This window comes from Elizabethkingia occulta, from assembly GCF_002023715.1.
In the GTDB taxonomy this organism is placed as follows: domain Bacteria; phylum Bacteroidota; class Bacteroidia; order Flavobacteriales; family Weeksellaceae; genus Elizabethkingia; species Elizabethkingia occulta.
This window is the reverse complement of record NZ_MAHX01000006.1, coordinates 62,826-85,108: the sequence shown is the minus strand read 5'-3', so window position 1 is coordinate 85,108 and position 22,283 is coordinate 62,826. Positions and strand designations below refer to the sequence as shown.

Genomic DNA, 22,283 nt, shown 5'->3' with positions numbered 1-22,283 from the left:
GTAATAAATATCAGAGAGGGCGGTATACTGCCGCCCTTCTTATTAATCTTTAAAATTTAGAAATTATGAGTACACTTGTGTTAGATCAGAATGTACCAGTATTTCCTGTAAAAGAAACTCCTCCGGAATTAAGACAGTTGACCTCACGGCAAATAGCCGATACCTATTATGGTGGAAAAGCTATGGATGAAAGTAAGGGGTACAAGATCTATACAGATGATACTGCATTATCGGGAGATATAAAGGAGGTTACTGTATATAAATCCCGCCATAGCAAGAAAATTGGTAATATGGATGTTGTATTGTTTGCGAGTAAAAATGGAGCTTTCCTTTTGCAGCGTTATATGGAAGCATTACCTCAAAGTAATGAGCTGATCCTTTTTATAGAAACAGACATCGGTAACCTGAAAAATAATGTCGTTCGGGCTAAAGCCGGTGCTGGTCTCACCAAACCCGGGAGTGGGGAATTTGCAGAAATACTGAATTTTACACGGGAATATCAGGGGATGATACCCCAGGAGGAGTTGAGAGAATTGATCAATAAAGGTATTTACAAAAACAAAACAGATATTGTCAACTGGCTTCTCAGTATAAAAGATACGGTTGTCAGAGAATTTTTCAATTATTTTACAAAAGGGATACTTACTGAGGCTGAGGTTTTTTTCAAAGCGTTGAGTAATGATATCTCGAAGTTTAAAATAGAAGAAACCGGCTGGAATCCTAATCCGAAAGAAGGAGAGTATGACCCAACATTTATTCCGCAGATTTTATCGGACGAGATCAAAAAGTATTACCAACATGAAGCTGAAGGAGGTGCATATACAAACCTTGAAGGACAAAAAAAAGTGACTGCTGAGATTGTTGAGCGTCTTTTTGGAAAGATAGACGGGATACGTGCTAACCTTACAGGGCCATTAAGCAATGCCGGGAAATTTCTTCCCGATTTCGTTCTTAAAAAATTCTCACAGGTATTCGATTGGTTCTTTAAGCAGCTGGATCAGCTAAGGAAGTTTCTGGGGGACCCGGTTACAGGGTTATTAGGTATTGCCTATCAGGGAGTCCAGACAGCAAATGCGTTTTTATGTGGTATTTATAACAGCCTTGTAGATGTTATTGCGGGGATCTTTTCTCTTATTGAGTTTATCTTTAAGGCGGTAGCTGCGATGCAGAATATTGGTGAAAACAAAATAATCTATGGGGAAACGCTACTGGAACTGATGGAGGATTTCATAGAAGGAGTTATGTCATTTGATTATGTTGAATTTTTTAAACAGTCTATCGCTTTTCAGATCTATACTATAAAAGGAGTGATAAATAAGGCAACTCGTTTGACGCTTTCTCAGGTAGCATATTACTATGGGTATATTACAGGTATTATAATAGATATTGTGGTGGAAGCCCTACTAACCGGGGGAACAGCTACAGTAGCCAAATTAGCCAAGTCCGTAGAAAGTTTTATACTCAGTCCATTGGAGAAAATTTCTCAGGCTATTGCTAAATCTGTTAATTTTACCAAAGATGTGTTGACAAGAGCTGTTGAGTTTTTTTCATTACTGATACGGGAATTTAAGAAGGGGGTTAAGAATATTTTTCAGAAATTAGAAAAGCTATTAAATGAAATTTTTGGTTTTGGAGAAGATGTAGCGGATCACGCGTTGACACCTGCCGAGAGAAGGGTGAAGGAAAGGCAGAAAGCAAAGGCAAGACGATTAGCAGCAAAATTAGGTTTAATATCGCCAGAATTAAAAATTCTTTTAAAAGACAAAAATTTTAGTGAAATTTATTGGGATTTATCTAATGGGAAAGTAAAAAGAGCTTTTGGTAATTTATTAAACTATGAAGAAGAGGCTGTTTTAAGATTTTATACAACCAATAGAGGGTATAAGAATTTTAATAAAGCACTACGAGGAGAAATAAAGATGACAGGGTTTTACAGCACACAAGAAAAACTGATGAATGAAGCTCTGGAAAAACTACCTGTTTATGAATCTGAAAGTTTGCTTTATAGAATTGAAAATCTTACTGATGTCCAAATAAATGAATATTATAAAGTTGGGAAAGAAATTACTAATAAACATTTTACTTCAAGTAGTTATGATTTATTTTCGATAGGTGAAGCTATGAGAAAGAGGAAATTTACAGTATTAATTAGAATTGAATCTAAAAATGGAAAATTAATTGAGGCAATTTCTACATTAAAAGATGAAGCTGAGGTTATTTTTAAAAGTAATACTACTTTCTATGTTGATAAATTTACCGAGAATATTAATCCTTTAGATCCTTTTGGTTCAAAAATAAAAACAATAATAATTAAAGAAAAATAAAATGGAAAGTAACAAAGATAAATTGGAGAAGTTGTTGAAGATTCGTGAAAAATATCAATATATTGTAGAGACTTTATTTGATAATCCTTCTAAATTATCAGATACAGAAAGAGAAATTTTCATGGAAAAACATAAGTTAGAAATTTTAGAGTTTCAAAAAATAAATGATGATATTGCTTCGTTAAAGTGGAGCCTTATGACATCTCAAGAACAAAAAGATTATTTGGATAAATATTCTGATGATTAATTTTCGACCGCTTCATTTGAAGCGGTCTTTTTCTTTATTTGATTCTTTAATTTTACCAAAGATGTGTTGATAAGAGCTGTTGAGTTTTTTTCATTACTGATACGGGAATTTAAGAAGGGGGTTAAGAATATTTTTCAGAAATTGGAAAAACTCTTAAATTAAATCTTTGGTTTTGGAGATGAAGTGGTGGATAGTGCTTCTACACCGGCAGAGAGAAGGGTGAAAAAGAAACAGGAAAGAATAAAGAAAAGGCTTGAAAGAAAAAATAAGCAAGTTTCTCTGATAGATAGAGGGAAATATTTGGGACAATCTTTAAGCTTAGATGATTTATTCAAAATTGAAGATTATTTATTAAATCTAAAAGTAGATTTCCAATTAGGGGAAGGTAAAGGCGTTTTTGAAGTAAAAGGGTATTTTACAAAAAATAGTAATCCTGTAGTATTGGAACCTCATAACGCGGCAATGTTTATTACAGATGGTAAGAACATGAAGATTATTTTACGAGAAAATGCCACGATTTATGAATTTCTCCACGAATTGATGCATTTTCGAGATTGTCAAAATTTGGGAAAAACGACTTATTTAAAAAAAGCTTTAGTAGATCGAGAAAAATATGTTTATGATAAAATGATAGAGTATTCCAAGTATTTGAATAGGAAAGAATTAAAACATGCGGAAAATTATATTAACATTCATTACGAAAGGATTGGAAAAACTGATAATCTAGGTAATCCTGTAAAAGAAACTTTACCTTTTAAATTAGATGATATACCTAAAAAACGGCAAGAAATAAATATTAATCAAATTCTAAATTTAAAATAATTATAACATGATAACAAAAGAACAAGCATTAGAAAATGTGAAAAATTATATCAAAGAGAAGAACAGAAAATATTCATATATTAATGAAGAAAAAATATGGTTTAAAGAAAATGAGTATATTAATTATGGTAAATATGAAGAAAAGAACAGAAATGTTTATGTGATTAATTATGATATTGAGGGCTATACAGAAGATATTCCATACTTTGTATATGTAGATGCAGAAACGGGAGAAATTCTTTTTACAATCACACAGCATGGTTATGCTGAAGATTGGGAAGATTAAACCTTAAACCGCTTCACATGAAGCGGTTTTTCTTTATTTTGAATCTTTAATTCTACAAAGATGTGTTGACCAAGAGCCATTTAGTTTTTTTCTTTGCTGATCCGGGAATTTAAGAAAGGTGTTAAGAATATTTTTCAGAAACTGGTGAAACTCTTAAATGAAATCTTTGGCTTTGGAGATGAAGTAGCGGATCACGCTTCTAGACCTGCAGAGAGAAGGGTGAAGAAAAAACAAGCTGAGCAGGCAAGAAGTTTTTTAAAAGAATTAAAAATAGAAGATTATATTTCTTTACGAAGTAAATTTCATGATCAGGAATTGGTGGAAAAATTATGGAAAAGTAAAATAATAAATAAAAAAATATTTTCTAGTAATCTTAAAAAGCTTTATTTTAAATACATGGATGCTTATCCAGTTCTAAAGAAAGGCTTCAACCAGGCAGAGTTTAAAACGATTATTAAAAGCAAAGGAAAACTAATAGAGGAAGTTGAAGAATTTTCTATATCGGGAGATAAAACTAAATTGTTAGATAATTTTGGTAATCCACCCAAACTACCTCCAAATACTATAAATGTACTTGATGACTGGGAAAATTTTAAGAAATTTGTAGGAGGAGCTGGAGATTTTGCAAATAGACCAAGAAATTATGATAGTGAAATCAAATATATTTTCAATTTTCTTAAAAACCATGCAAATAAAGGGGATGAATTTATAATTGAAACCAGCAATATCTTTAAGACTTGTGGTAGTTGCAAGCGGGAATTTGTAATGTTGGAAAACTATTTAAAAACAAAAGGAAAGAAAATAAAAATTATAGTGTTTTCTGATGAAATGATTAAAGGGACAGAAGATTTGAAAACTGTATTAAAACTTAAAAAGAAAAAATAAAGTTATGATTATCGAAATAATGGTAAATCTTAAGAATAATTTAAATTTACCTAATACAGTAGCTAATAGCCAAGGATTAACAATTGTTGAAATAGAACAATTAGAGAAAAAGTTTAGTCAGGGAAAGGAATTTCCCAAGGCATTTAGGGAGTATTTATATTTGGCGGGAGACTATTTTAATGGTGGATTTGATACTTTAGGAGAGGGACTTGATCAACTTCAGGAATATGCAAAAGAAGACTTAGAGAGGGCAGGGCAGAAATTTGATAAACCTTTTTTTGCTTTTGATGTATTAGATAGTATGTATAGTATTTTGCTTTTAGATGAAAAAGAAGAAGATCCAAAAGTTTATTTATTAATGCCTTTTTTGGCAAAAGATGGATCCGAACCATTGATTAAACCTAATGGTTGGGATTTTACAGCTTTAGTAAATGAAAGTATAAGAAGGGTAAAGAATAATATTTCCTTTTAAATTTAACCACCTCGAAAGAGGTGGTTTTTTAGCACTTAAAAGCACAGATTTTATAAGCAGATCGCCCACAATTTGGGGATGCAACTAAGACGAATTTTTCATTAGGTATTCCAAGTAATTATTTTAAAGAATTGTTGGATAATATGAGTAATATTGAAATTTTAAAATTTAAATAAGATGAAAGAGATAGAGAGAATACATCAAAGTATAAAAGGTGAATTACCAGATACTACAAAAATGATTATCACCATAAAAGATGTTAGCAATGTAGAAGAAGTGCTGAATAATGCTAAGCAAATAATGCTATGTATTTCTAAATATGCTTACAGAAACGATTGGCCATCCGATGAAGAATGGAAATCTATTCTTCCGAAGTGGTTTGTGGAAAGTATGACTTTAAAATCTGAAAAAGATAGAGACAATGATGAGAACTTATGGCATTATGAATCTTGGATAGAGAGTATGTACCATAGAGCATGGGAATGGTATAGTTCTAAGATTGAAGGTAATACAATAACGATTGTGCTTAAAATGCTTAATCTCCCATATATTTTTGAACAATTTCTTTATATATTTTATTCTCAAGGAGTACTAATGAGTAATATTACAGATAAAGATGATATATATGGGGAAACCCAACATTAAGTTTTAACCGCTTCATTTGAAGCGGTCTTTTTTTATTGAAAGTTTTAATTTTACCAAAGAGCTGTTGACAAGAGCTGTTGAGTTTTTTTCATTACTGATCCGGGAATTTAAGAAGGGGGTTAAGAATATTTTTCAGAAATTGGAAAAACTCTTAAATTAAATCTTTGGCTTTGGAGATGAAGTAGCGGATCACGCTTCTACACCGGCAGAGAGAAGGGTGAAAGAGCGTCAGAAAGCAAAGGTCTCTGAAAAAGAACTTGCGGCTTTATCTAATAGATTAAAGAAGCATTTAAAGATTTTAGAAAAGATGGCTGACGAAGCTCTACTCTGGAATACAAAAAAACGTCCTAAGGCATGTGCTTTTTTAGAAGGAAAAGGAAAGTCAATTTTTAATTATAGTTTTAAACAAAAATTGCCGGCAGGAAAATTTCCTAAAGACTTACACCCCCTGGTAAATGATTGGGTAGAAGACATGTGGAAACTCCATAAAGAAGGAAAGATTAAATTGCCTGAACATCATGGTAAATGTGCTGAGGTACTAAATATTTCTGATTGGCTAAAGAATATTGACCCAAAAGGAAAAATGAGAATAGAAGAAGCAAGAGATGTATTTGATGGAGTGGTGAGTCATGCAAAAGAGATTGATAAAAAATTAACAAAAATACATGGTGTTTATAAGCCTGCATGTAAAAGCTGTGTAAGCATTTTAGACTATTTTAATATTAAAGAATATAAAATCAATAAATTATGAGGTTTTCAGATAAAAGAATAATTACAAGATTATTAGAATCGGGATGGTTTGATGGAAGAAATATTTTGAAAAATCTGGAATTTCCAATTGAGGGTTATCCATTGGAAGCAAAAAAATTTCTTCAGGAATATGGACTTTTAAAAGTTCAGGATGTAGAGTATGATAATGAATATCAAAGATATATTGCTTCTTATTTTGAAATAAATCCTATGATTGGAAAAGGGCATTATGATTCTGATGGCGATTTTACTTATTATTCTTCAATTTTAGGAAAACAAATATTTAATCTGGGCTACTTTAAACCTGATGGTTATTATATCTGTTGCGATGCCGATGGGAGGGTATATAAAATAGGAGAATATTGTTTTTATGTTGGAGGGGATTTATATGAAGGAATAGAAAATATTCTTTTAATGAATACATTAAAATCCTTACAACTTGATGAGGATACAGGAAAATGGTGGAACATGGATGGAGAATATGTAAAGTTACCTTAATCTTAATATAAACCGCTTCACATGAAGCGGTTTTTCTTTATTTTGAATCTTTAATTTTACAAAGATGTGTTGACCAAGAGCCGTTGAGTTTTTTTCTTTACTGATCCGGGAATTTAAGGTATTAAGAATATTTTTCAGAAACTGGAGAAACTCTTAAATGAAATCTTTGGCTTTGGAGATGAAGTGGTGGATAGTGCTTCTACACCTGCCGAGAGAAGGGTGAAGGAAAGGCAGAAAGCAAAGGCAAGACGATTAGCAGAAAAATTAGGTTTAATATCGCCAGAATTAAAAATTCTTTTAAAAGACAAAAATTTTAGTGAAATTTATTGGGATTTATCTAATGGGAAAGTAAAAAGAGCTTTTGGTAATTTATTAAACTATGAAGAAGAGGCTGTTTTAAGATTTTATACAACCAATAGAGGGTATAAGAATTTTAATAAAGCACTACGAGGAGAAATAAAGATGACAGGGTTTTACAGCACACAAGAAAAACTGATGAATGAAGCTCTGGAAAAACTACCAGTTTATGAATCTGAAAATCTGCTTTATAGAATAGAAAATATTTCAGAAGAACAGATTAACAGAATCTATAAAGTTGGGAAAGAAATTACTAATAAACATTTTACTTCAAGTAGTTATGATGATTTTGCTATTGGAAAAGCAATGGAAAGAAGACCGTACACTATTTTGATAAGAATTGAGAGTAAAAATGGTAGAATGATAGAAAGTTTATCAACATTTAATCAAGAAAAAGAAGTTTTGTTTAAATCAAAAACTAAATTTTATGTAGATGATATTAGAATGTCAACGAGCCCTGAGGATTACATAACCTCTATTAAAACAATAATTTTAAAAGAAAAATAATTTTATTATGGAAAATAAAGAAAGTTTAACAGAATTATATAAAGAATTAGAAAGCTACAGTTATATTGTAGACAAGCTTAGTGATGTAAATTTATCTCAGATTGCGAGAGATTCTTTCATCGAACAAAATAAAAATAAGATAAAAGAAATGAATATGATTAGAAAAAAAATTTCAGATATAGAGTGGAAACAACTGACGCCCCAACAACAAAAAGATTATTTGGATAAATATTCTACTGATTAAGTTTTAACCGCTTCATACGAAGCGGTTTTTCTTTATTTTGAATCTTTAATTTTACCAAAGATGTGTTGGCAAAAGCCGTTGAGTTTTTTCTTTACTTACCCAATAGCACAGATTTGTAATCCGTACTTTTTCATACCGTAAAATTATTATTTTAGCTCTGCGTGAAACTACTCGGGATTAGATAGAATGCTAGACATTGAAATTGTTTTATTGGATAGGATGAAGTCACAAATTGCAAATCCGTAAAATGGAGAGATTGAACAATATAATATAAGTAATGAAAAGAATTATCATTAGTTTAATAGTGTTTATGAGTATTGGCTGTTCAGAGTACAAAGAAAAAAAAGATACTCAGAGTACTATTGCAGATAACCAAAGTAAGAATATACAGAATGACGTTTCATGTCAAGTGAAAATTATTAGTGAAGGTCTCATTGATATTACACTCGTAAACATATCGCAAAAAGAGACTTCTTTTAAATTTCCTACTCTTTTTTTGCAAACTGGAAACGATGCTTCAGATACTAAAGATCAATTTGTTGATGAGTTTGTAATTAGCTGTAATAAAATAAAAGATGCATCTATTAATGGAAATAAAATTATGATGGATAAAAACTGTACAGTATTTTTAAAAGAAAAAGAACAGTTAGAATGTCATTATAAAATTCCGGTGCAAAAACGTGGGAAATATTATTTAACCCTTGAAAATAGTCCAAAGATTGATTTGTTGACAAAGAGTATTATTTTAAAATAACCTAATGAGTGATTTATAGATTTTATATACTATTTCTTATCAATCAGAACATACGATTCGTTCTCCATACTACCCGATAGCATAGATTTGTAATCCGTGTTTTTTTATGAACTACAAATCAAAAACGCTAGGTCTTCGGGTAATAAACATATCTTTTATCCATAAGGTAAATGCAAGACCTAAATAGATAAGGAAGAATACTCCGGCAGTAGCAAAAGTGGAGTAGATAAAGAACACGCGGAGCTTGGACACAGGAATCCCTAGTTTGGCTCCCATACGGGTTAATACTCCAAACCATTGTCTTTCCATTTTATGTCTTATGTTGCTCAGCATTTTTCAGAATTTGAAATCCGATAGCGCAATTTAAGCATTTTTTTGCTTTACAGAAAGTTTTGTACTGATAGAGGAATGCCTGAGTCTGCAGGCTGTTCTGAAATTTTACATCCAATTTCTCCCATTGTTTTATAATTTGGTTTTTCTCCGGAGGAATATTTCGGTAAGAATCAATAATATGATTGACTTTAGATTCCGAGTTTAACTGTTGAAAAAAGTATTGAAGAGGTAGAATACAATTGATAAACAGTAGGTTGATGAATTCAGGGCTTAGTTTCTTTACAAAACTAATCTGAGCACTTTTCCCGAAACTAAAATGATCCGTCCAATATTCAGAAGCGGAAAGAGAAGACAGTAGAGTCCGGATGTTCTGATAATCGGGAGCCTGAATCAGTATTGAAAATAGATTCTGCCACTCCGCATATAGAGTGGCCAATTGTGAAAGTCTTATTGTGGGAAAATTGGCTGGCCGAAGGCGTGAAAATTTTGGAGAAAAACGAACATCTAATAATGTAAACTTGGATTGTAAAAACCTGAATTCACGATTCCACAATTCCATCGTGCTATCTACAGGTTCTTCCAGCCAGCCACACATTCCGTAGAATAAAGCTTCCAATTGGACTTTGTTCTGGCGTATTTTATTAATGGTACCATAATCTATAGCATAAGCCATCTGATGAAAGATTTCGGCATTTATCTTTAACCCGAAAACATAAGCCAGTTGCTGAAAAAGCAAAGCTTCAAAATTGTTTTTATTCCGTTCCAGTATCCTTTTGTAAATAATGGTTTTTGCTTCCAGCTTTTGCAGGAGAACCTGTTCCTCATGTTTTGCAGGAATTTTCGAAGGTGTAAAAAGGTGTTCACAGGGGATGAAACTTTTTTCTGAATAACTGTCGGTTAAAGATTCATCAATATAACCCTTTAGTATAAGCGTTGGTACATTTTTATCGCGAAGTTCGCTAATCTCCATATCATCTGTATAGACGACATGAAGAATAACATTCTGATAAGCCAGATCTCCGGAATGCCGGTGAAAATGCCAGTCTGAAGACTTTACGTGAATTTCTATGCTGCCCGCCAGAGTTGTCGTACCAATTTTAATTTTTGCGAAGAGAAAATCCGGGCCGGCATTCATATTCCATTCGCCAAAATCTAAAATTTCAATAATCTCATCATCAGATGTACGAAAATTGGTATTACTGAATTTTTTATAATACCAAATATGCTGTAAATATTTTTCATTCATTTTCAGTGTTTTATGAAAATGAATATACGTAAAATAAAATGAGTAATTTTAATTTAATAAAATGAGAGTTCCGGCGGAATGTGTGTTTTTTTAATATTGCTTGCCTTCTTCAGCGATATTAAAGCCTTTATCCCTTATTTTTCCCTGAATAGCTTTATCCCATAATACTCTGTTAGAATGATTAAAGTGGATAAAATGAATTTTCTTTTTCACTATTGCAGGTTCTTTTTGAAACAAATCCTCTGTTTCTGTTACTAGCGGGTGTGGAACTTCAGAAATAGGTCTGTTACTCATTTCATTTTGGTCGTAGAAAGTAGCATCCAGAAATGCAAAATCAACATCTTTTACTTCCTCAATAATGCTTTTATTCCACTTACTCCATTTATCAATATCTGGAATAAAGAGGAAACGCTTTTTAGGAGTCATCATTCTGAAACCTGCTGTTTCAGAATATTCATCACGATGAGGTACTGTAAAAGCCTTTACAGTAACAGAATTACCTATGTTTACTTCCTGTTCAGCAGTTAAAGGAATAATCTCTATATTTTTCAGACTGACCAGCTGGCTCCATGGACCATTGTTTTCCAGAAAGCTTTTTAGTTTAGGCAATACATATACCTTAACTTGTTTGGTATTCATAACCTCTTTGCCAAACTCCATTAATCCGGTATAATGCCCGATATGTGCGTGGGTAATAAATACACCTTCCGGCAAATAAGGGTATTCCTTATGTCTTTGCGAGAAGTCGTGTAATTGCTGTCTGATATCTGGTGTAGCATCGAAGAGCCACCACTTTTTCTGAACAGGATCTACCAAAGCAAGAGAAGACACATTCCTTCTTAGTTCCGGATGTTCCCATGCCAGGTTACATCCTTCTTTACTACATCCCATATGCGGAAAACCTCCGTCTTGAGCAACACCCAATACTTCTACATAAGCATCCGGAGTTTGTGCGTTGTATAACTGCGACCAGAAGCTGACAGCTAACAGGCAAAGGGCAGAAAGAATATGCTTCATTATGCTTCGTATTTTTTAAGTTACTTTTATTAAAGCTTCTTTATATAATTCTTCATACAATGGAAGAATATTTGCAATATCAAATTTCAGAGCATTCTCCTTGGCATTAATTTTCATTTTTGCCAGAAGGGTCTCATCGGAAAACAGTTTTTTAGTGTATTCCACCATAGCATCTACATCGCCAACGTCCGCAATAAATCCGGTTACTCCGTGTTTGTTTACTTCCGGTATTCCGCCTGCATTACTGCTGATTACCGGAGTTCCGGCAGCCATTGCTTCCAGAGCGGCAAGACCGAAGCTCTCCTGTTGAGATGGAAGCATAAATACATCCGCATAAGCCAGAATCTGATAAAGATCATTTACTTTACCCATTAATCTGATTTTGGAAATCAGCTCCGGATTGTTTTCAAGGAAAGTATTGATACGCTCCATTTCCGGACCTTCTCCAATAATAATAAGACGTGTCGGGATTTCTTCCTGTACTCTTTTAAAAGTTTCCAGGACATCCTGAATACGCTTAACCTCTCGAAGGTTAGAAACGTGAATCATAATACGCTCATTGTCCTCTGCAAACTGAGATCTGCAACAGTTGTTGAATGTGGTAAAGATCTCGTTGTCTATAAAGTTGGGAATTACCTGAATCTCTTTCTTAATATCGAAATTAATGTAAGTATCCTTCATCAGACTTTCCGATACAGAAGTTACAACATCAGATTTATTAATGGAAAATTCAACTGCCTTTTTATAGCTTGGATGCTGACCCACTAATGTAATGTCGGTTCCGTGCAGTGTTGTGATAAGCGGAGTTTCTATACCATCATCTTTCAGCATCTGCTTGGCCATATAAGCTGCATACGCATAAGGGATGGCATAATGGGCGTGAATAAGATCCAGTTTGTATATTTTCACCACATGGTAAATAGTAGAAGAGAGTGCAATATCATAAGGTTGATATTTGAACAAAGGATAGATTTCTACATTTACTTTATGGAAATATATATTGGGCTTGGTCATATCCAGTCGCGCCGGCATACTGGAGCTCATGAAGTGTACCTCATAACCTTTGTCGGCCAATAGCATGCCGAGCTCTGTTGCAACAATCCCGCTTCCTCCGTAAGTGGGATAGCAAAGAATACCTATTTTCATTTTTCTATTCTCGTTTTTTAAAGATCCTGTCCGTCTCCGTATTTCAGTTGATTGTTGATCAATACAGGGAGGCGTCCGTTTATTTTGGTTTGTCCTGTAAAAGCTTTAGCCGCAGCTTTTTGGGAATATTCATTGTTTTCATACGAAACCAGCACTGCAGGAATATTTTGTATGTCAACATCCATTAATGCATATGGGCTTCCGAAGACATCTAATATTACTTTTGTATTTCCGGACAACTTGTTTAAAACAGCTTTGCTGGCTGCTGAAATTTTGTAGGGTTTATACGCTGTAGAATTGTCTTTGTGGAAACCAACTATAACCTTCGCACCAGAAGGAATACTGCCAATTTCGTTTGCTTTCTTTACAATAAGGTTGATATTGTTCCCCAGTTCACTGGCAAAAGTCTTGTAAGGTGCTTCTTCCAGTGGAACATAGTATACTGTCTCATTCTTTTGCAGAGGTAAAAGTTGCTGATCGTTTTTCAGTAAAGTCAATGCATTGGCATACAACTTTTCTGAAAGCTGAGCATGACTCTCGTTGTTGAGGTCGCTGTTAATATTATTGGTGCTTATTTTTTTGAAATTTGGGAGACCTAAATAGTATTTGGTCAGTAGTATTTTCTTTACACTCTCTTCTATGCGGGATTGCGGTATTTCACCGTTATCGATAGCCTGCTGGATTAGTTTTTTTCCTTCGGATACGCCCTGCGAAAAAAGCATAATGTCATTTCCGGCAGCAAATGCTTTTTTATCCAGCTCTCCGGCTTTATATCTGCTGGCTACAGCACCCATATTCAGAGCATCTGTAATAATAAGTCCTTTGTACCCGAATTTTTTCTTTAAAAGATCCGTAATAATAGAGTAGGAGACAGATGCCGGAATTCCAGATTTAGACTCCAGAGCCGGAACGTATAAATGTGCAACCATAACGCCGCCAACATTCTTATCCATTAAAGCCTTAAAAGGAGACAGTTCAGTATTGTTTAATCTGTCAATATTATGTTTTACAACCGGAAGATCCATGTGGGAATCTTTGTCGGTATCTCCATGCCCGGGGAAATGCTTGATAGCTGCCAGAACTCCGTTATCCTGAAGCCCGTTGCTATAGGCTAGCCCTTTTCGGATAACATTATGTACATCCGAACCGAAAGAACGGTTGCCGATAATAGGATTAGAAGGATTGGTATTAACATCTACAACCGGAGCAAAATCCCAGTTTACACCCATTCTTTTTGCATCATTAGCAATTTTGGAAGCCATTTCATATACCAACTTGTCATCCTGAATGGCACCTAATGTAATAGCCCAAGGAAACTTGTGTGCAGCGGCAATTCTTTGATACAGTCCCCATTCTGCATCCATTCCTATAAGAAGGGGGACTCCTGATGACGCCTGGAACTCATTAACAAGATCTATTTCCTGAGCGGCATTGTCCTGCATAAGAATAATACCACCAATTTTTTCTTTATTAACCAGCTGACGAACAAAGTTGATGTGGTTCTGATCCTTATTAGTATATAAAGCGGTGATAAAAAGCTGTCCAAGCTTTTCATCCTGCGTTAAAGAGTTATAGGTTTTGTCTACCCATTGCTGAGCTTTTTCTCGTTCCTTTTGGTTAAGGTTTTTAGGTTGATACTGAGAAAAATACTGAGGAGATATAAAAGTGGATATCGATAATATGGTATAAAAAAAGAATTTGTTCATATAACGGGAGTATATGAACAAATTTACAATATTTTATGCGAAAAAAACGGATTACTTTTGCTCGTCCAGATAATGGCCAAAGTATGTTTTCTTTACGTTGAGGTAGTCTTTGCTTTCTTGTGTAGCCTCCATTTGTAAAGGGATTCTGTCTACAAGTTTTATATCGCTTTCTTCCACCGCTTTTATTTTTAACGGATTGTTGGTAATCAGATTGATAGATTTTATACCTAGAAGATCCAGTATCTCTATAGCAACACTAAAATCCCGGTCATCAGCCGGAAGACCCAGTTGAAGATTCGCCTGTACTGTGTCCAGACCCTTCTCCTGAAGAGCATAAGCTTTCAGCTTGTTGATAATACCTATGTTACGACCTTCCTGACGAAGATAAATAATAACGCCGCCATGCTCATTTGTGTATCGCATTGCAGCATCCAGCTGTTGTCCGCATTCACACTTCCTGGAGTGGAAAACTTCACCCGTAATACACTCGGAGTGGAATCTTACATTTACGGTTTGGCTAAGGTCTGTATTGTTGGCTACGATTGCCATGTGAGGCATCCAGTCATTTTCGTTTTCAGCAAAAGCAATCATCCGGAATTGTCCGTATTCTGTAGGGACATTAGATTCCGCCTGTATTTTGATCATCTTGAATTACTTAAGGTATTCTAAAGAATTGATATTGGCTTTTATCCTCGTCAGATAACGATCGATAAGCTCAATATCATCACGATTCATATATTTTTTTAGCGTCTGAAGAGTCTTATATGAAGTGGCATAATCACGATAGGCTAGTCTTTTCTGTTTAGAATTGCCTTCCGTGGTACCATAGATATAAGACTGAACTGCAGCCTTTAATTTTTTTACTTCAGCATTTACCGCCGAGTTTTTAAATTTAGGAAATACCGTGATTAGATTAGATAAATCTGACACGTACTTTACCTTTTCAACACTGATTTCAGTTGAAGCTGCTTTACTTTCGACATAATGATTGTCAAAATTAGACACCAAAGAACTGGGCATTTGATCCTTATTCGAACGGGATACGTAATTAAGTGTCTCAACAGAACATGAAACACTTAGCAAACCGATAAGTATAAAAAGACCAATGTTTTTTTTAGCCATTTTGCTGTTTTTTCTGATATAAGATCGGGTTCAAACTCTCATCATTATACATTTTCATCTGTTTGTAAGTTTTCATTTTAACCGATCCGTTACTTATATCAGTAAGCAACTGTTCTATGGCTGAGGACAAATCTATATGCTGTTCTTTTAGTACAGCTAGTTTTGCAGCACATTTTTCGCGATGTTCCACACTTGCGCTTTCTCTGTTAGCCTCCTGGTCCATGTGATAGATTTTCAATGCTAAAATTGATAACCTGTCTACGGCCCACGCTGGAGTTTCTGTATTCAGTTTCGCATCTGCTTTTGCCGGAACATCTTTATATTTTTCAAAAAAATAGCTGTCTATGTATTCCACAAGATCAGTTCTTTTCTGATTAGAGGCATCTATTCTTCTTTTTATAAGAAGAGCTTCATCTGGAGAAATATTTTCATCACGGATAATGTCTTCAAGATGCCACTGAACGGTATCGATCCAATTCTTTGAATACAAAAGCCGTTCCAAACTTCCTTCTGAGAATGGATTTTGCTCGGGTGCATCTACATGATCCTGAATATGATACTGGATAATAGACTGATTGAAAATATCCCAGGCTGTTTCTGTCAGGGACATATCTTATGCTTGTTTGTTATCCTGGTTTTCAGGTTTTTTATCCTCTTCTTTTACCGCGTCTTTAAATTCTTTAATACCAGACCCCATTCCACGCATTAATTCAGGGATTTTTTTACCTCCGAATAACAATAGAAGAATTACCAGTACAATAAGAACATGGGTAATAGATAGCTGTAATATGATTGCTAAATTGTTCATTTTTGGATTATTTATTTCTGCAAAGATACAATATAATTTAGTTCGAAATCCATCCAAGTGGATCAACCGGAGAGTTTCCGTTCCAGATCTGGAATTCAAGCGTATAGGTGCCATCCAGATCCAGTCCTACCTGTCCGATCGGAGTACCTGTAGAAACCTGCTGGTTCTGAGATACAGATACTGAACTTAGGTTGGAGTAGATCGTAAAGTAAGAACCATGTCTTACCATTACGGTTTTGGAACCACCAACATATAATATTTTGGTTACAACTCCGGGGAATACAGATTTTGCAACCGAACCCGCAGGTACAGATATCTTGATTCCGGAGTTTTCTTCCTGAATATTCTTGAATACAGGGTGCGGCTGACGCCCGAAGCGGTGTGTGATCTGTCCTCTTACAGGGAATGGCATACGGCCTCTGTTATCAGCAAAATTAGATCCTGATGTAGTGGTTGCACCATAATCTTTCATTACCTTATCTTCCGCTGCTTTCTTGGCGTCGTTGCTTGCTTTTGCAAGCCTTGCTTCCGCGTCTCTCGCTGCTTCTGCTCTGTCTTCAGCAGCTTTGGCTCTTGCGGCTGCTTCGCGGGATTCTTTTTCAGCGGCTAGTTTTTTAGCTGTTGCTTTTTCATTAGCCTCAGCTTTTGCCGCTTCATCAGCACGTCTCTTTTCGTCCGCTGCCTTTTTCGCTGCTAATTCAGCCGCTCTTCTTGCCTCAGCTTCAGCTGCCTTTCTTTCTCTTTCCAGAGCTTCAGCTTTAGCACGGTTTTCAGCTTCAATACGAGCTTTCTCTTTTTCAGCCGCGATTCTGGCTAAACGTCTTCTCTCTTCTTCCGCTTTTCTTTCCGCCTCGGCCTTGGCCTTAGCAATACGAATCTCCTCGTTGATAATTCTTCTGATCTCGCCTTCAAGCTTTTTAGACTCTACCTGTTTTTGGCGGATTTCAGCTGCAATCTTAGCTTCATTCTGTTTAAACTCAGCTAAAAGAACTTCTTTTTGCTCTCTCTCAACGTTTATCGTTTTAAGCTCTTTTTGCTGATTAAGCATCAGAATCTCTTTATCTTTTTTAGATTTCTCGCGTAATGCAACAGTTGATTTTACCTGATTGGTTTTATCTGTAATTTCAGCTGCTTTTTTATCCTGAAAATCTGAATATTGTTTTAGATACTGAATTCTTCTTAAGGCTTCTCCTAAGTTTTTAGAAGAAAGGATAAAGGTTACCTTATTTTGTACACCTTTGTTCTTATATGCTTTTACAAGGATATCAGCATAGTTTTTTCTAAGAACACCTAATTCGCGGTTGTATTTATTGATTTCCAGTTGGCGTCTGTAGATGTCATCTTCTATGAAGCGTTTCTCCTTCTGGGTATTGGTATACAGTTTCTCACGCAAACCAATTTTCTGGTTCAGGTTCTGCAAATAAGCAACAGAAAGACGGGATTCTTTTTGGGACTTTGCCAGGTCTGCATTTAGAGTGGCAATTTGCTTTTTAAGATCAGCATTCTGTTGTTGGAGTTTTTCTTTTTGCTGCCCGAAAGCACCTAAGCTTATGATGGAAAATAGGAGAAAGTATAGCTTCTTTTGTGTCATTTAATCTCTTTCTTTGTATAGTTAGACGGCACAGAATACGGTGTATCCATCCTGGAAAAATCAAAGGTCGTATTTTCGATCAAAATTTGATCGGTTTTTTTATTTTTTATAATTATTTTAACATTCTTAGGGAAGTTTTCATTGTTTGCACTCACCCAGTCTGAATAATTAATTTCTAACTGATTATCAGATTTAGCATCATTAATCTGCACCTTGTTTAGTCTGAACCCGGAATCGTAATCTATACTTACATTGTATGAAGAAACCTTTCCGTCTACGGTAACCTCCTGCGGTTTTACTGACTTCAGACTATAGCCCTGTGCATTCTGCGTAAGGGTGAAATCCTTGTCATTAACAGGGACAAAGGTTCTTCCGGTTAATAGATTTTGCAACGCCTGATAATTGATAAAGTTTACACCCAGAAGATTATTCAGGTAGGTAAAGTCGGAATCAATATAGGTTCTGTTTATTTTTTCATAACCTTTAATACCTTCCGGAGTAGCGACTCCGCGTGCACCTGTTAGTCCTAAAAGAGCTGTAATGTTGGCCCATACTTTCTTATTGTTCTCTATATAAAAAACAGCATTGAGCTGTGGAATAAATTTTCCGTTTTCTATATTGATTTTACTGGAGATTTTCACAGCATCAAATGCTGATGGCTGCTGGATGTGTGAAAAAAAAGACGCATTGTCTTTTATAGATTCGTGCGTATTTTTAGGTGTAGTTTCTTTTGCGATATTTCTGGATGCACAAGATGCCAGAGATGCTGCGATAAGAATATACAGAATTGGATTTTTCATGTTGAAGGTTTTAAAATTACCGGCGAAAATCAGACCAAAAAAATAGTGAATGTTAAAATATGCTAAACCAGAAAACTAGTTTTTAGCAACACCAGAACTTCCGAATCCTCCGGCGCCACGCTCCGTTTCTTCAAGACTATCTACCGGAATCCATTCTGCTGTTTCGTGTTTAGCAATTACCAGCTGAGCAATACGGTCTCCATCGTTGATTATAAATTCATCTTTAGATAAATTAGCCAGAATAACTCCAACTTCTCCACGGTAATCGGCATCAATTGTTCCCGGAGAGTTCAGACAGGTAACACCGTTTTTGAAAGCCAGTCCGCTTCTTGGTCTTACCTGAGCTTCATATCCTACCGGAAGCTCAATGAATAATCCTGTTGGAATAATTCTTCTTTCCAGAGATTGCAGCGTAATTGGAGCCTCGATATTTGCATAAAGGTCCATTCCTGCTGATTGTGCGGTTTGATATTTTGGTAAATCGTGTTTAGATTTATTAATTACTTTTATTTTCATTACTATGACTTTTTTATTTTTGAAAGGATCATTTTTTTCTCACTATAGAGTAAAATTGCGGCGAAAATTATAAATAAAAGGTTGCTTAACCAAAAATTATAATTGAAAACTTTTACTATGATGATGCTGAATCCCCCTAGTAGAACAAGGAAGAAGCTCATTTTCTTTATTCTGTAAGGAATTGGGTAATATTTCTGACCCAGAAAATATGAGAGAAGCATCATGACAAAATAAGCGGCAAATGTAACCCAGGCAGAACCTATCATACTTCCCATATATTTTAATACTACAATGTTGAATACAATATTGATAATAGCTCCTGTCCATGAAATGATAGTTCCCATTTGTGTACGGTCTGTAACTTTATACCATGTGGAAAAATTATAATAAATACCGAAACAAAGATTGGCGATAACAATAATCGGAATAATGTCTATAGCGATCCAGTAGGTTTTGCTTGGGATAAAAATACTTTTCAGCCAAGATATGTTAGCGATGATTCCCATTGCTACAGTAGCCGCAAAGAATGTGAAATACTCAGTCACATTTGCATAGGTTTTTTTAGCATCACCCTTATCCATTTGCTTGAAGAAGAAAGGTTCAATCCCCATTCTGTATGCTGTAACAAAAAGTGTCATCAGAACTGCAAGCTTGTAACAGCCACCATAGGCACCGGCTTCTTCTTTTGAAATGAACTGGATTTGGATGGATTTATCAAAGTTTTCATTAAACATAAATGCCAGTCCAGCCAACATCAATGGCCAGGAGTATTTTATCATTCTGGAAAATAGACTGGTGACGAATTGGAGACGTACTTTTGCTACAATAGGGAGTAATAATGCAAACCCTAAAATACTTGCCGCAAGATTACTGAAGAATGGGTAATCTACAGGTTGGTCCAATCCTATGCTTCTTGAAAATGCTTCCGGAATCCAGAAGAACAAAGCCGCTGTAAAAATAGCCTGAAAGACAGACTGAACAATCCGGACTGCTGAATATTTTACAGGCATATTATTGTAACGGAGCCATGCAAAAGGAATAACACAAAGGTTGTCGAAAAATGCAATTAATGCAAACCATTTGATGTATTCCGGATTATTATGATATCCCAGAGCATTGGCAATGGGTTGATTGAAAAGATAACAAAGTCCAAGAAATACAGTAGAGGTAAGGAATAAAAACCAGAATGAAGTATTGAAGGTTTTTTTCTCATTGCCCTTTTCTGCCGAGAATCTGAAATAGGCTGTCTCAAACCCAAAAGAGAGTATGATATTCACAAAAGATATTAATGCATAAAGGTTTGTGAATATAGCAAAGTCATCATTCTGAATTTTGTAGATCAGAATTGGATTTAGGATAAATAGTATAATTCTTGGTGCTATAGCGCCTATTCCATAAATGACAGTTTGCCCTAAAAGTTTCTTGTACAAAGCTCAAAAATTTCCGCAAAGATAAAAATAGATTTTGATTTCTTATTTTTAGGATGAAGCCTTACATTTGTTGTGATCTAAAAAAATAAAAATGAAACAAACCTCCACAGCAGTGTTGGTAAGTTTTATCTGATAATTAAATAAATTGCTGCCAGATGAAAGTCCTGATAAAAAATGCCAAAATCGTCAACGAAAATCAAATTATTGAAAGTGACCTGCTAATTGAAAATGATATTATTTCCAAAGTATCAGCAAATATTCCGGAAACAGAAGCAGATCAGGTAATAGATGCTAAAGGAAAATATTTACTGCCGGGTATTATCGATGATCAGGTGCATTTCAGAGAGCCGGGGCTAACACATAAAGGAAATATTGAATCCGAAAGCCGTGCAGCTGTTGCTGGAGGAATTACCAGTTTTATAGATCAACCCAACACGGTTCCTAATGCTGTTACGCAGGAATTACTGGAAGATAAATACAAAATTGCAGCAGAGAAAGCCTATGCCAACTATGGCTTTATGATGGGAGGTACCAATGATAATCTGGAGGAACTTTTGAAAACGAATCCTAGAAATGTTCCGGGAATTAAATTGTTTTTAGGATCTTCTACAGGGAATATGCTGGTTGATAATCCTGAAACCCTCGAAAATATTTTTAGCAATACCCAAATGCTTATTGCGGTGCATTGTGAGGATGAAGCGACAATTAAAGCTAATACTCAAAAATATGTAGACGAATATGGTGATGATATTCCGATGAAATTCCACCACCTGATTCGTAGTGAGGAAGCGTGCTATAAATCTTCATCCAAGGCTATTGAGCTGGCGAAAAAGACCGGAGCGAGATTGCATATTTTCCATTTATCAACAGCAAAAGAAACAGAATTATTCAGAAACGATATTCCGTTAAAAGATAAAAAGATTACAGCTGAAGTATGTGTACATCACCTTACTTTCACCAATGACGATTATGAAACAAAAGGCTCTCTGATCAAATGGAATCCGGCTGTAAAAACGCAGAAGGATAAAGACGGATTATGGGAAGCTCTGCTGGATGATCGTATTGATGTTATCGCTACAGACCATGCTCCACATACATTTGAAGAGAAACAGAATGTATATACCAAATGCCCATCTGGTGGACCTTTGGTACAGCATTCATTGGTTGTAATGTTGGAAAATTATCACAATGGAAAAATCTCTTTGGAAAAGATTGTGGAAAAGATGTGTCATAATCCTGCCATACTCTTTAAAGTAGAAAAACGTGGTTATGTAAAAGAAGGTTATAAAGCCGATTTGGTATTGGTAGATCTGGATGAAAACTGGACTGTAGCTAAAGACAATCTTTTGTATCAATGTGGATGGAGTCCGCTGGAAGGTGCGAACTTCCATTCGAAAGTTACGCACACTTTTGTAAACGGACAATTGGCTTTTGAAAACGGAAAAGTTACAGAAGGAAAGTTTGGGGAAAGATTGCTTTTTGAAGCATAAAAAATATTGATTAATAAATAAGCATGACCGGAAGAAATTTCCAGCCATGCTTATTGTTTTCTTAACTATAAAAAGGATCAGCTATAAATTCTGAGAGATACAGAGAAAATATTCCTGCTGTGAGATGGTATTCTTCCGGAATACTTACTTTCCGACATGCCTGTTTTTACACAGATCAGGCTCCTCCAGAGCATTTTTTTTGATTTCTTATATTATGAAATAAAGTTCATCATAATGAATGAGGAGCTCCATCAGGAGCTTTTTCTCCATAGATTATAATTTATGAA

General features: G+C 35.0%; 26 protein-coding genes. 13 read left to right on the top strand and 13 right to left on the bottom strand.

Going from position 1 to position 22,283, the window contains the following annotated elements; genetic code table 11:
* The first annotated feature begins 65 nt into the window (after nt 1–65).
* From BAZ10_RS19210 to BAZ10_RS04325, 12 genes are all read left to right on the top strand, one after another.
* Nucleotides 66–2,324, top strand: a complete 2,259-nt coding sequence (locus BAZ10_RS19210; RefSeq protein ID WP_245803744.1) for an ADP-ribosyltransferase — start codon at nt 66–68, stop codon at nt 2,322–2,324.
* 1 nt (nt 2,325) lies between these two features.
* A complete protein-coding gene (locus tag BAZ10_RS04375) occupies nt 2,326–2,571 on the top strand; it encodes a hypothetical protein (RefSeq protein WP_078771021.1) in 246 nt (81 codons plus the stop codon).
* Nucleotides 2,572–2,757: 186 nt separating this feature from the next.
* A complete protein-coding gene (locus BAZ10_RS04370; RefSeq protein WP_078796955.1) occupies nt 2,758–3,393 on the top strand; it encodes a zincin-like metallopeptidase toxin domain-containing protein in 636 nt (211 codons plus the stop codon).
* A 7-nt stretch (nt 3,394–3,400) separates the two neighbouring features.
* Entirely contained in the window at nt 3,401–3,679 is a 279-nt protein-coding gene (locus BAZ10_RS04365; RefSeq protein ID WP_078771019.1) for a PepSY domain-containing protein, read from the top strand.
* A 93-nt stretch (nt 3,680–3,772) separates the two neighbouring features.
* Nucleotides 3,773–4,564 carry a hypothetical protein gene (locus BAZ10_RS04360; protein ID WP_078771018.1) on the top strand — a complete coding sequence of 264 codons (792 nt, stop codon included), beginning with the start codon at nt 3,773–3,775 and terminating at the stop codon, nt 4,562–4,564.
* A gap of 4 nt (nt 4,565–4,568) precedes the next feature.
* Entirely contained in the window at nt 4,569–5,036 is a 468-nt protein-coding gene (locus BAZ10_RS04355) for a hypothetical protein (RefSeq protein WP_078771017.1), read from the top strand.
* A gap of 177 nt (nt 5,037–5,213) precedes the next feature.
* Nucleotides 5,214–5,681: a hypothetical protein gene (locus tag BAZ10_RS04350; protein ID WP_078771016.1), complete on the top strand. Its 468-nt coding sequence runs from the start codon at nt 5,214–5,216 to the stop codon at nt 5,679–5,681.
* A gap of 217 nt (nt 5,682–5,898) precedes the next feature.
* Nucleotides 5,899–6,432, top strand: coding sequence for a YwqJ-related putative deaminase (locus BAZ10_RS04345; RefSeq protein WP_078771015.1), 534 nt, complete (start codon nt 5,899–5,901; stop codon nt 6,430–6,432).
* On the top strand, nt 6,429–6,929 hold the full coding sequence (locus BAZ10_RS04340; protein ID WP_078771014.1) for an SUKH-3 domain-containing protein: 501 nt from the start codon (nt 6,429–6,431) through the stop codon (nt 6,927–6,929). Before BAZ10_RS04345 ends, BAZ10_RS04340 begins: the two co-directional genes overlap by 4 nt.
* A gap of 186 nt (nt 6,930–7,115) precedes the next feature.
* The gene (locus tag BAZ10_RS04335; protein WP_245803743.1) at nt 7,116–7,793 is read left to right on the top strand and encodes an ADP-ribosyltransferase; all 678 of its coding nucleotides are present in this window, start codon (nt 7,116–7,118) and stop codon (nt 7,791–7,793) included.
* 7 nt (nt 7,794–7,800) lie between these two features.
* Nucleotides 7,801–8,037 carry a hypothetical protein gene (locus BAZ10_RS04330; RefSeq protein WP_078771013.1) on the top strand — a complete coding sequence of 79 codons (237 nt, stop codon included), beginning with the start codon at nt 7,801–7,803 and terminating at the stop codon, nt 8,035–8,037.
* Between the two features lie 277 nt (nt 8,038–8,314).
* Nucleotides 8,315–8,791 (top strand): hypothetical protein, encoded by a 477-nt coding sequence (locus tag BAZ10_RS04325; protein WP_078771012.1) that lies wholly within the window; start codon nt 8,315–8,317, stop codon nt 8,789–8,791.
* Nucleotides 8,792–8,902: 111 nt separating this feature from the next.
* Here BAZ10_RS04325 and BAZ10_RS04320 read toward each other — a convergent pair whose 3' ends face one another.
* From BAZ10_RS04320 to BAZ10_RS04260, 13 genes are all read right to left on the bottom strand, one after another.
* Nucleotides 8,903–9,124: a PspC family transcriptional regulator gene (locus tag BAZ10_RS04320; RefSeq protein WP_021347045.1), complete on the bottom strand. Its 222-nt coding sequence runs from the start codon at nt 9,122–9,124 to the stop codon at nt 8,903–8,905.
* Entirely contained in the window at nt 9,102–10,370 is a 1,269-nt protein-coding gene (locus tag BAZ10_RS04315) for a DUF2851 family protein (protein WP_078771011.1), read from the bottom strand. Before BAZ10_RS04315 ends, BAZ10_RS04320 begins: the two co-directional genes overlap by 23 nt.
* Before the next feature lie 90 nt (nt 10,371–10,460).
* Nucleotides 10,461–11,387, bottom strand: coding sequence for an MBL fold metallo-hydrolase (locus BAZ10_RS04310; RefSeq protein WP_078771010.1), 927 nt, complete (start codon nt 11,385–11,387; stop codon nt 10,461–10,463).
* Nucleotides 11,388–11,402: 15 nt separating this feature from the next.
* Nucleotides 11,403–12,533: an N-acetyl-alpha-D-glucosaminyl L-malate synthase BshA gene (bshA, locus tag BAZ10_RS04305; protein ID WP_059345998.1), complete on the bottom strand. Its 1,131-nt coding sequence runs from the start codon at nt 12,531–12,533 to the stop codon at nt 11,403–11,405.
* A gap of 17 nt (nt 12,534–12,550) precedes the next feature.
* Nucleotides 12,551–14,239: a glycoside hydrolase family 3 protein gene (locus tag BAZ10_RS04300; protein ID WP_078771009.1), complete on the bottom strand. Its 1,689-nt coding sequence runs from the start codon at nt 14,237–14,239 to the stop codon at nt 12,551–12,553.
* Between the two features lie 51 nt (nt 14,240–14,290).
* Nucleotides 14,291–14,884, bottom strand: a complete 594-nt coding sequence (gene ribA / locus BAZ10_RS04295; protein ID WP_034870683.1) for a GTP cyclohydrolase II — start codon at nt 14,882–14,884, stop codon at nt 14,291–14,293.
* Nucleotides 14,885–14,890: 6 nt separating this feature from the next.
* On the bottom strand, nt 14,891–15,361 hold the full coding sequence (locus BAZ10_RS04290) for a hypothetical protein (protein ID WP_059325006.1): 471 nt from the start codon (nt 15,359–15,361) through the stop codon (nt 14,891–14,893).
* Nucleotides 15,354–15,971 carry a DUF4254 domain-containing protein gene (locus tag BAZ10_RS04285; protein WP_078771008.1) on the bottom strand — a complete coding sequence of 206 codons (618 nt, stop codon included), beginning with the start codon at nt 15,969–15,971 and terminating at the stop codon, nt 15,354–15,356. The genes BAZ10_RS04290 and BAZ10_RS04285 overlap by 8 nt, the downstream gene beginning before the upstream one ends.
* A gap of 3 nt (nt 15,972–15,974) precedes the next feature.
* A complete protein-coding gene (locus BAZ10_RS04280; protein ID WP_009089111.1) occupies nt 15,975–16,169 on the bottom strand; it encodes a twin-arginine translocase TatA/TatE family subunit in 195 nt (64 codons plus the stop codon).
* Nucleotides 16,170–16,206: 37 nt separating this feature from the next.
* On the bottom strand, nt 16,207–17,760 hold the full coding sequence (locus BAZ10_RS04275; RefSeq protein WP_078771007.1) for a murein hydrolase activator EnvC family protein: 1,554 nt from the start codon (nt 17,758–17,760) through the stop codon (nt 16,207–16,209).
* Nucleotides 17,757–18,560 carry a DUF4292 domain-containing protein gene (locus BAZ10_RS04270; protein ID WP_078771006.1) on the bottom strand — a complete coding sequence of 268 codons (804 nt, stop codon included), beginning with the start codon at nt 18,558–18,560 and terminating at the stop codon, nt 17,757–17,759. The genes BAZ10_RS04275 and BAZ10_RS04270 overlap by 4 nt, the downstream gene beginning before the upstream one ends.
* Nucleotides 18,561–18,635: 75 nt before the next feature.
* Complete coding sequence (gene dut / locus BAZ10_RS04265; protein WP_078771005.1) at nt 18,636–19,076, bottom strand: dUTP diphosphatase; 441 nt, start codon at nt 19,074–19,076, stop codon at nt 18,636–18,638.
* Nucleotides 19,077–19,078: 2 nt separating this feature from the next.
* Complete coding sequence (locus BAZ10_RS04260; RefSeq protein ID WP_078771004.1) at nt 19,079–20,506, bottom strand: oligosaccharide flippase family protein; 1,428 nt, start codon at nt 20,504–20,506, stop codon at nt 19,079–19,081.
* Between the two features lie 155 nt (nt 20,507–20,661).
* Between BAZ10_RS04260 and BAZ10_RS04255 the strand changes: the two genes are divergently transcribed.
* Nucleotides 20,662–21,996 carry a dihydroorotase gene (locus BAZ10_RS04255; protein ID WP_078771003.1) on the top strand — a complete coding sequence of 445 codons (1,335 nt, stop codon included), beginning with the start codon at nt 20,662–20,664 and terminating at the stop codon, nt 21,994–21,996.
* The last annotated feature ends 287 nt before the right edge of the window (nt 21,997–22,283 follow it).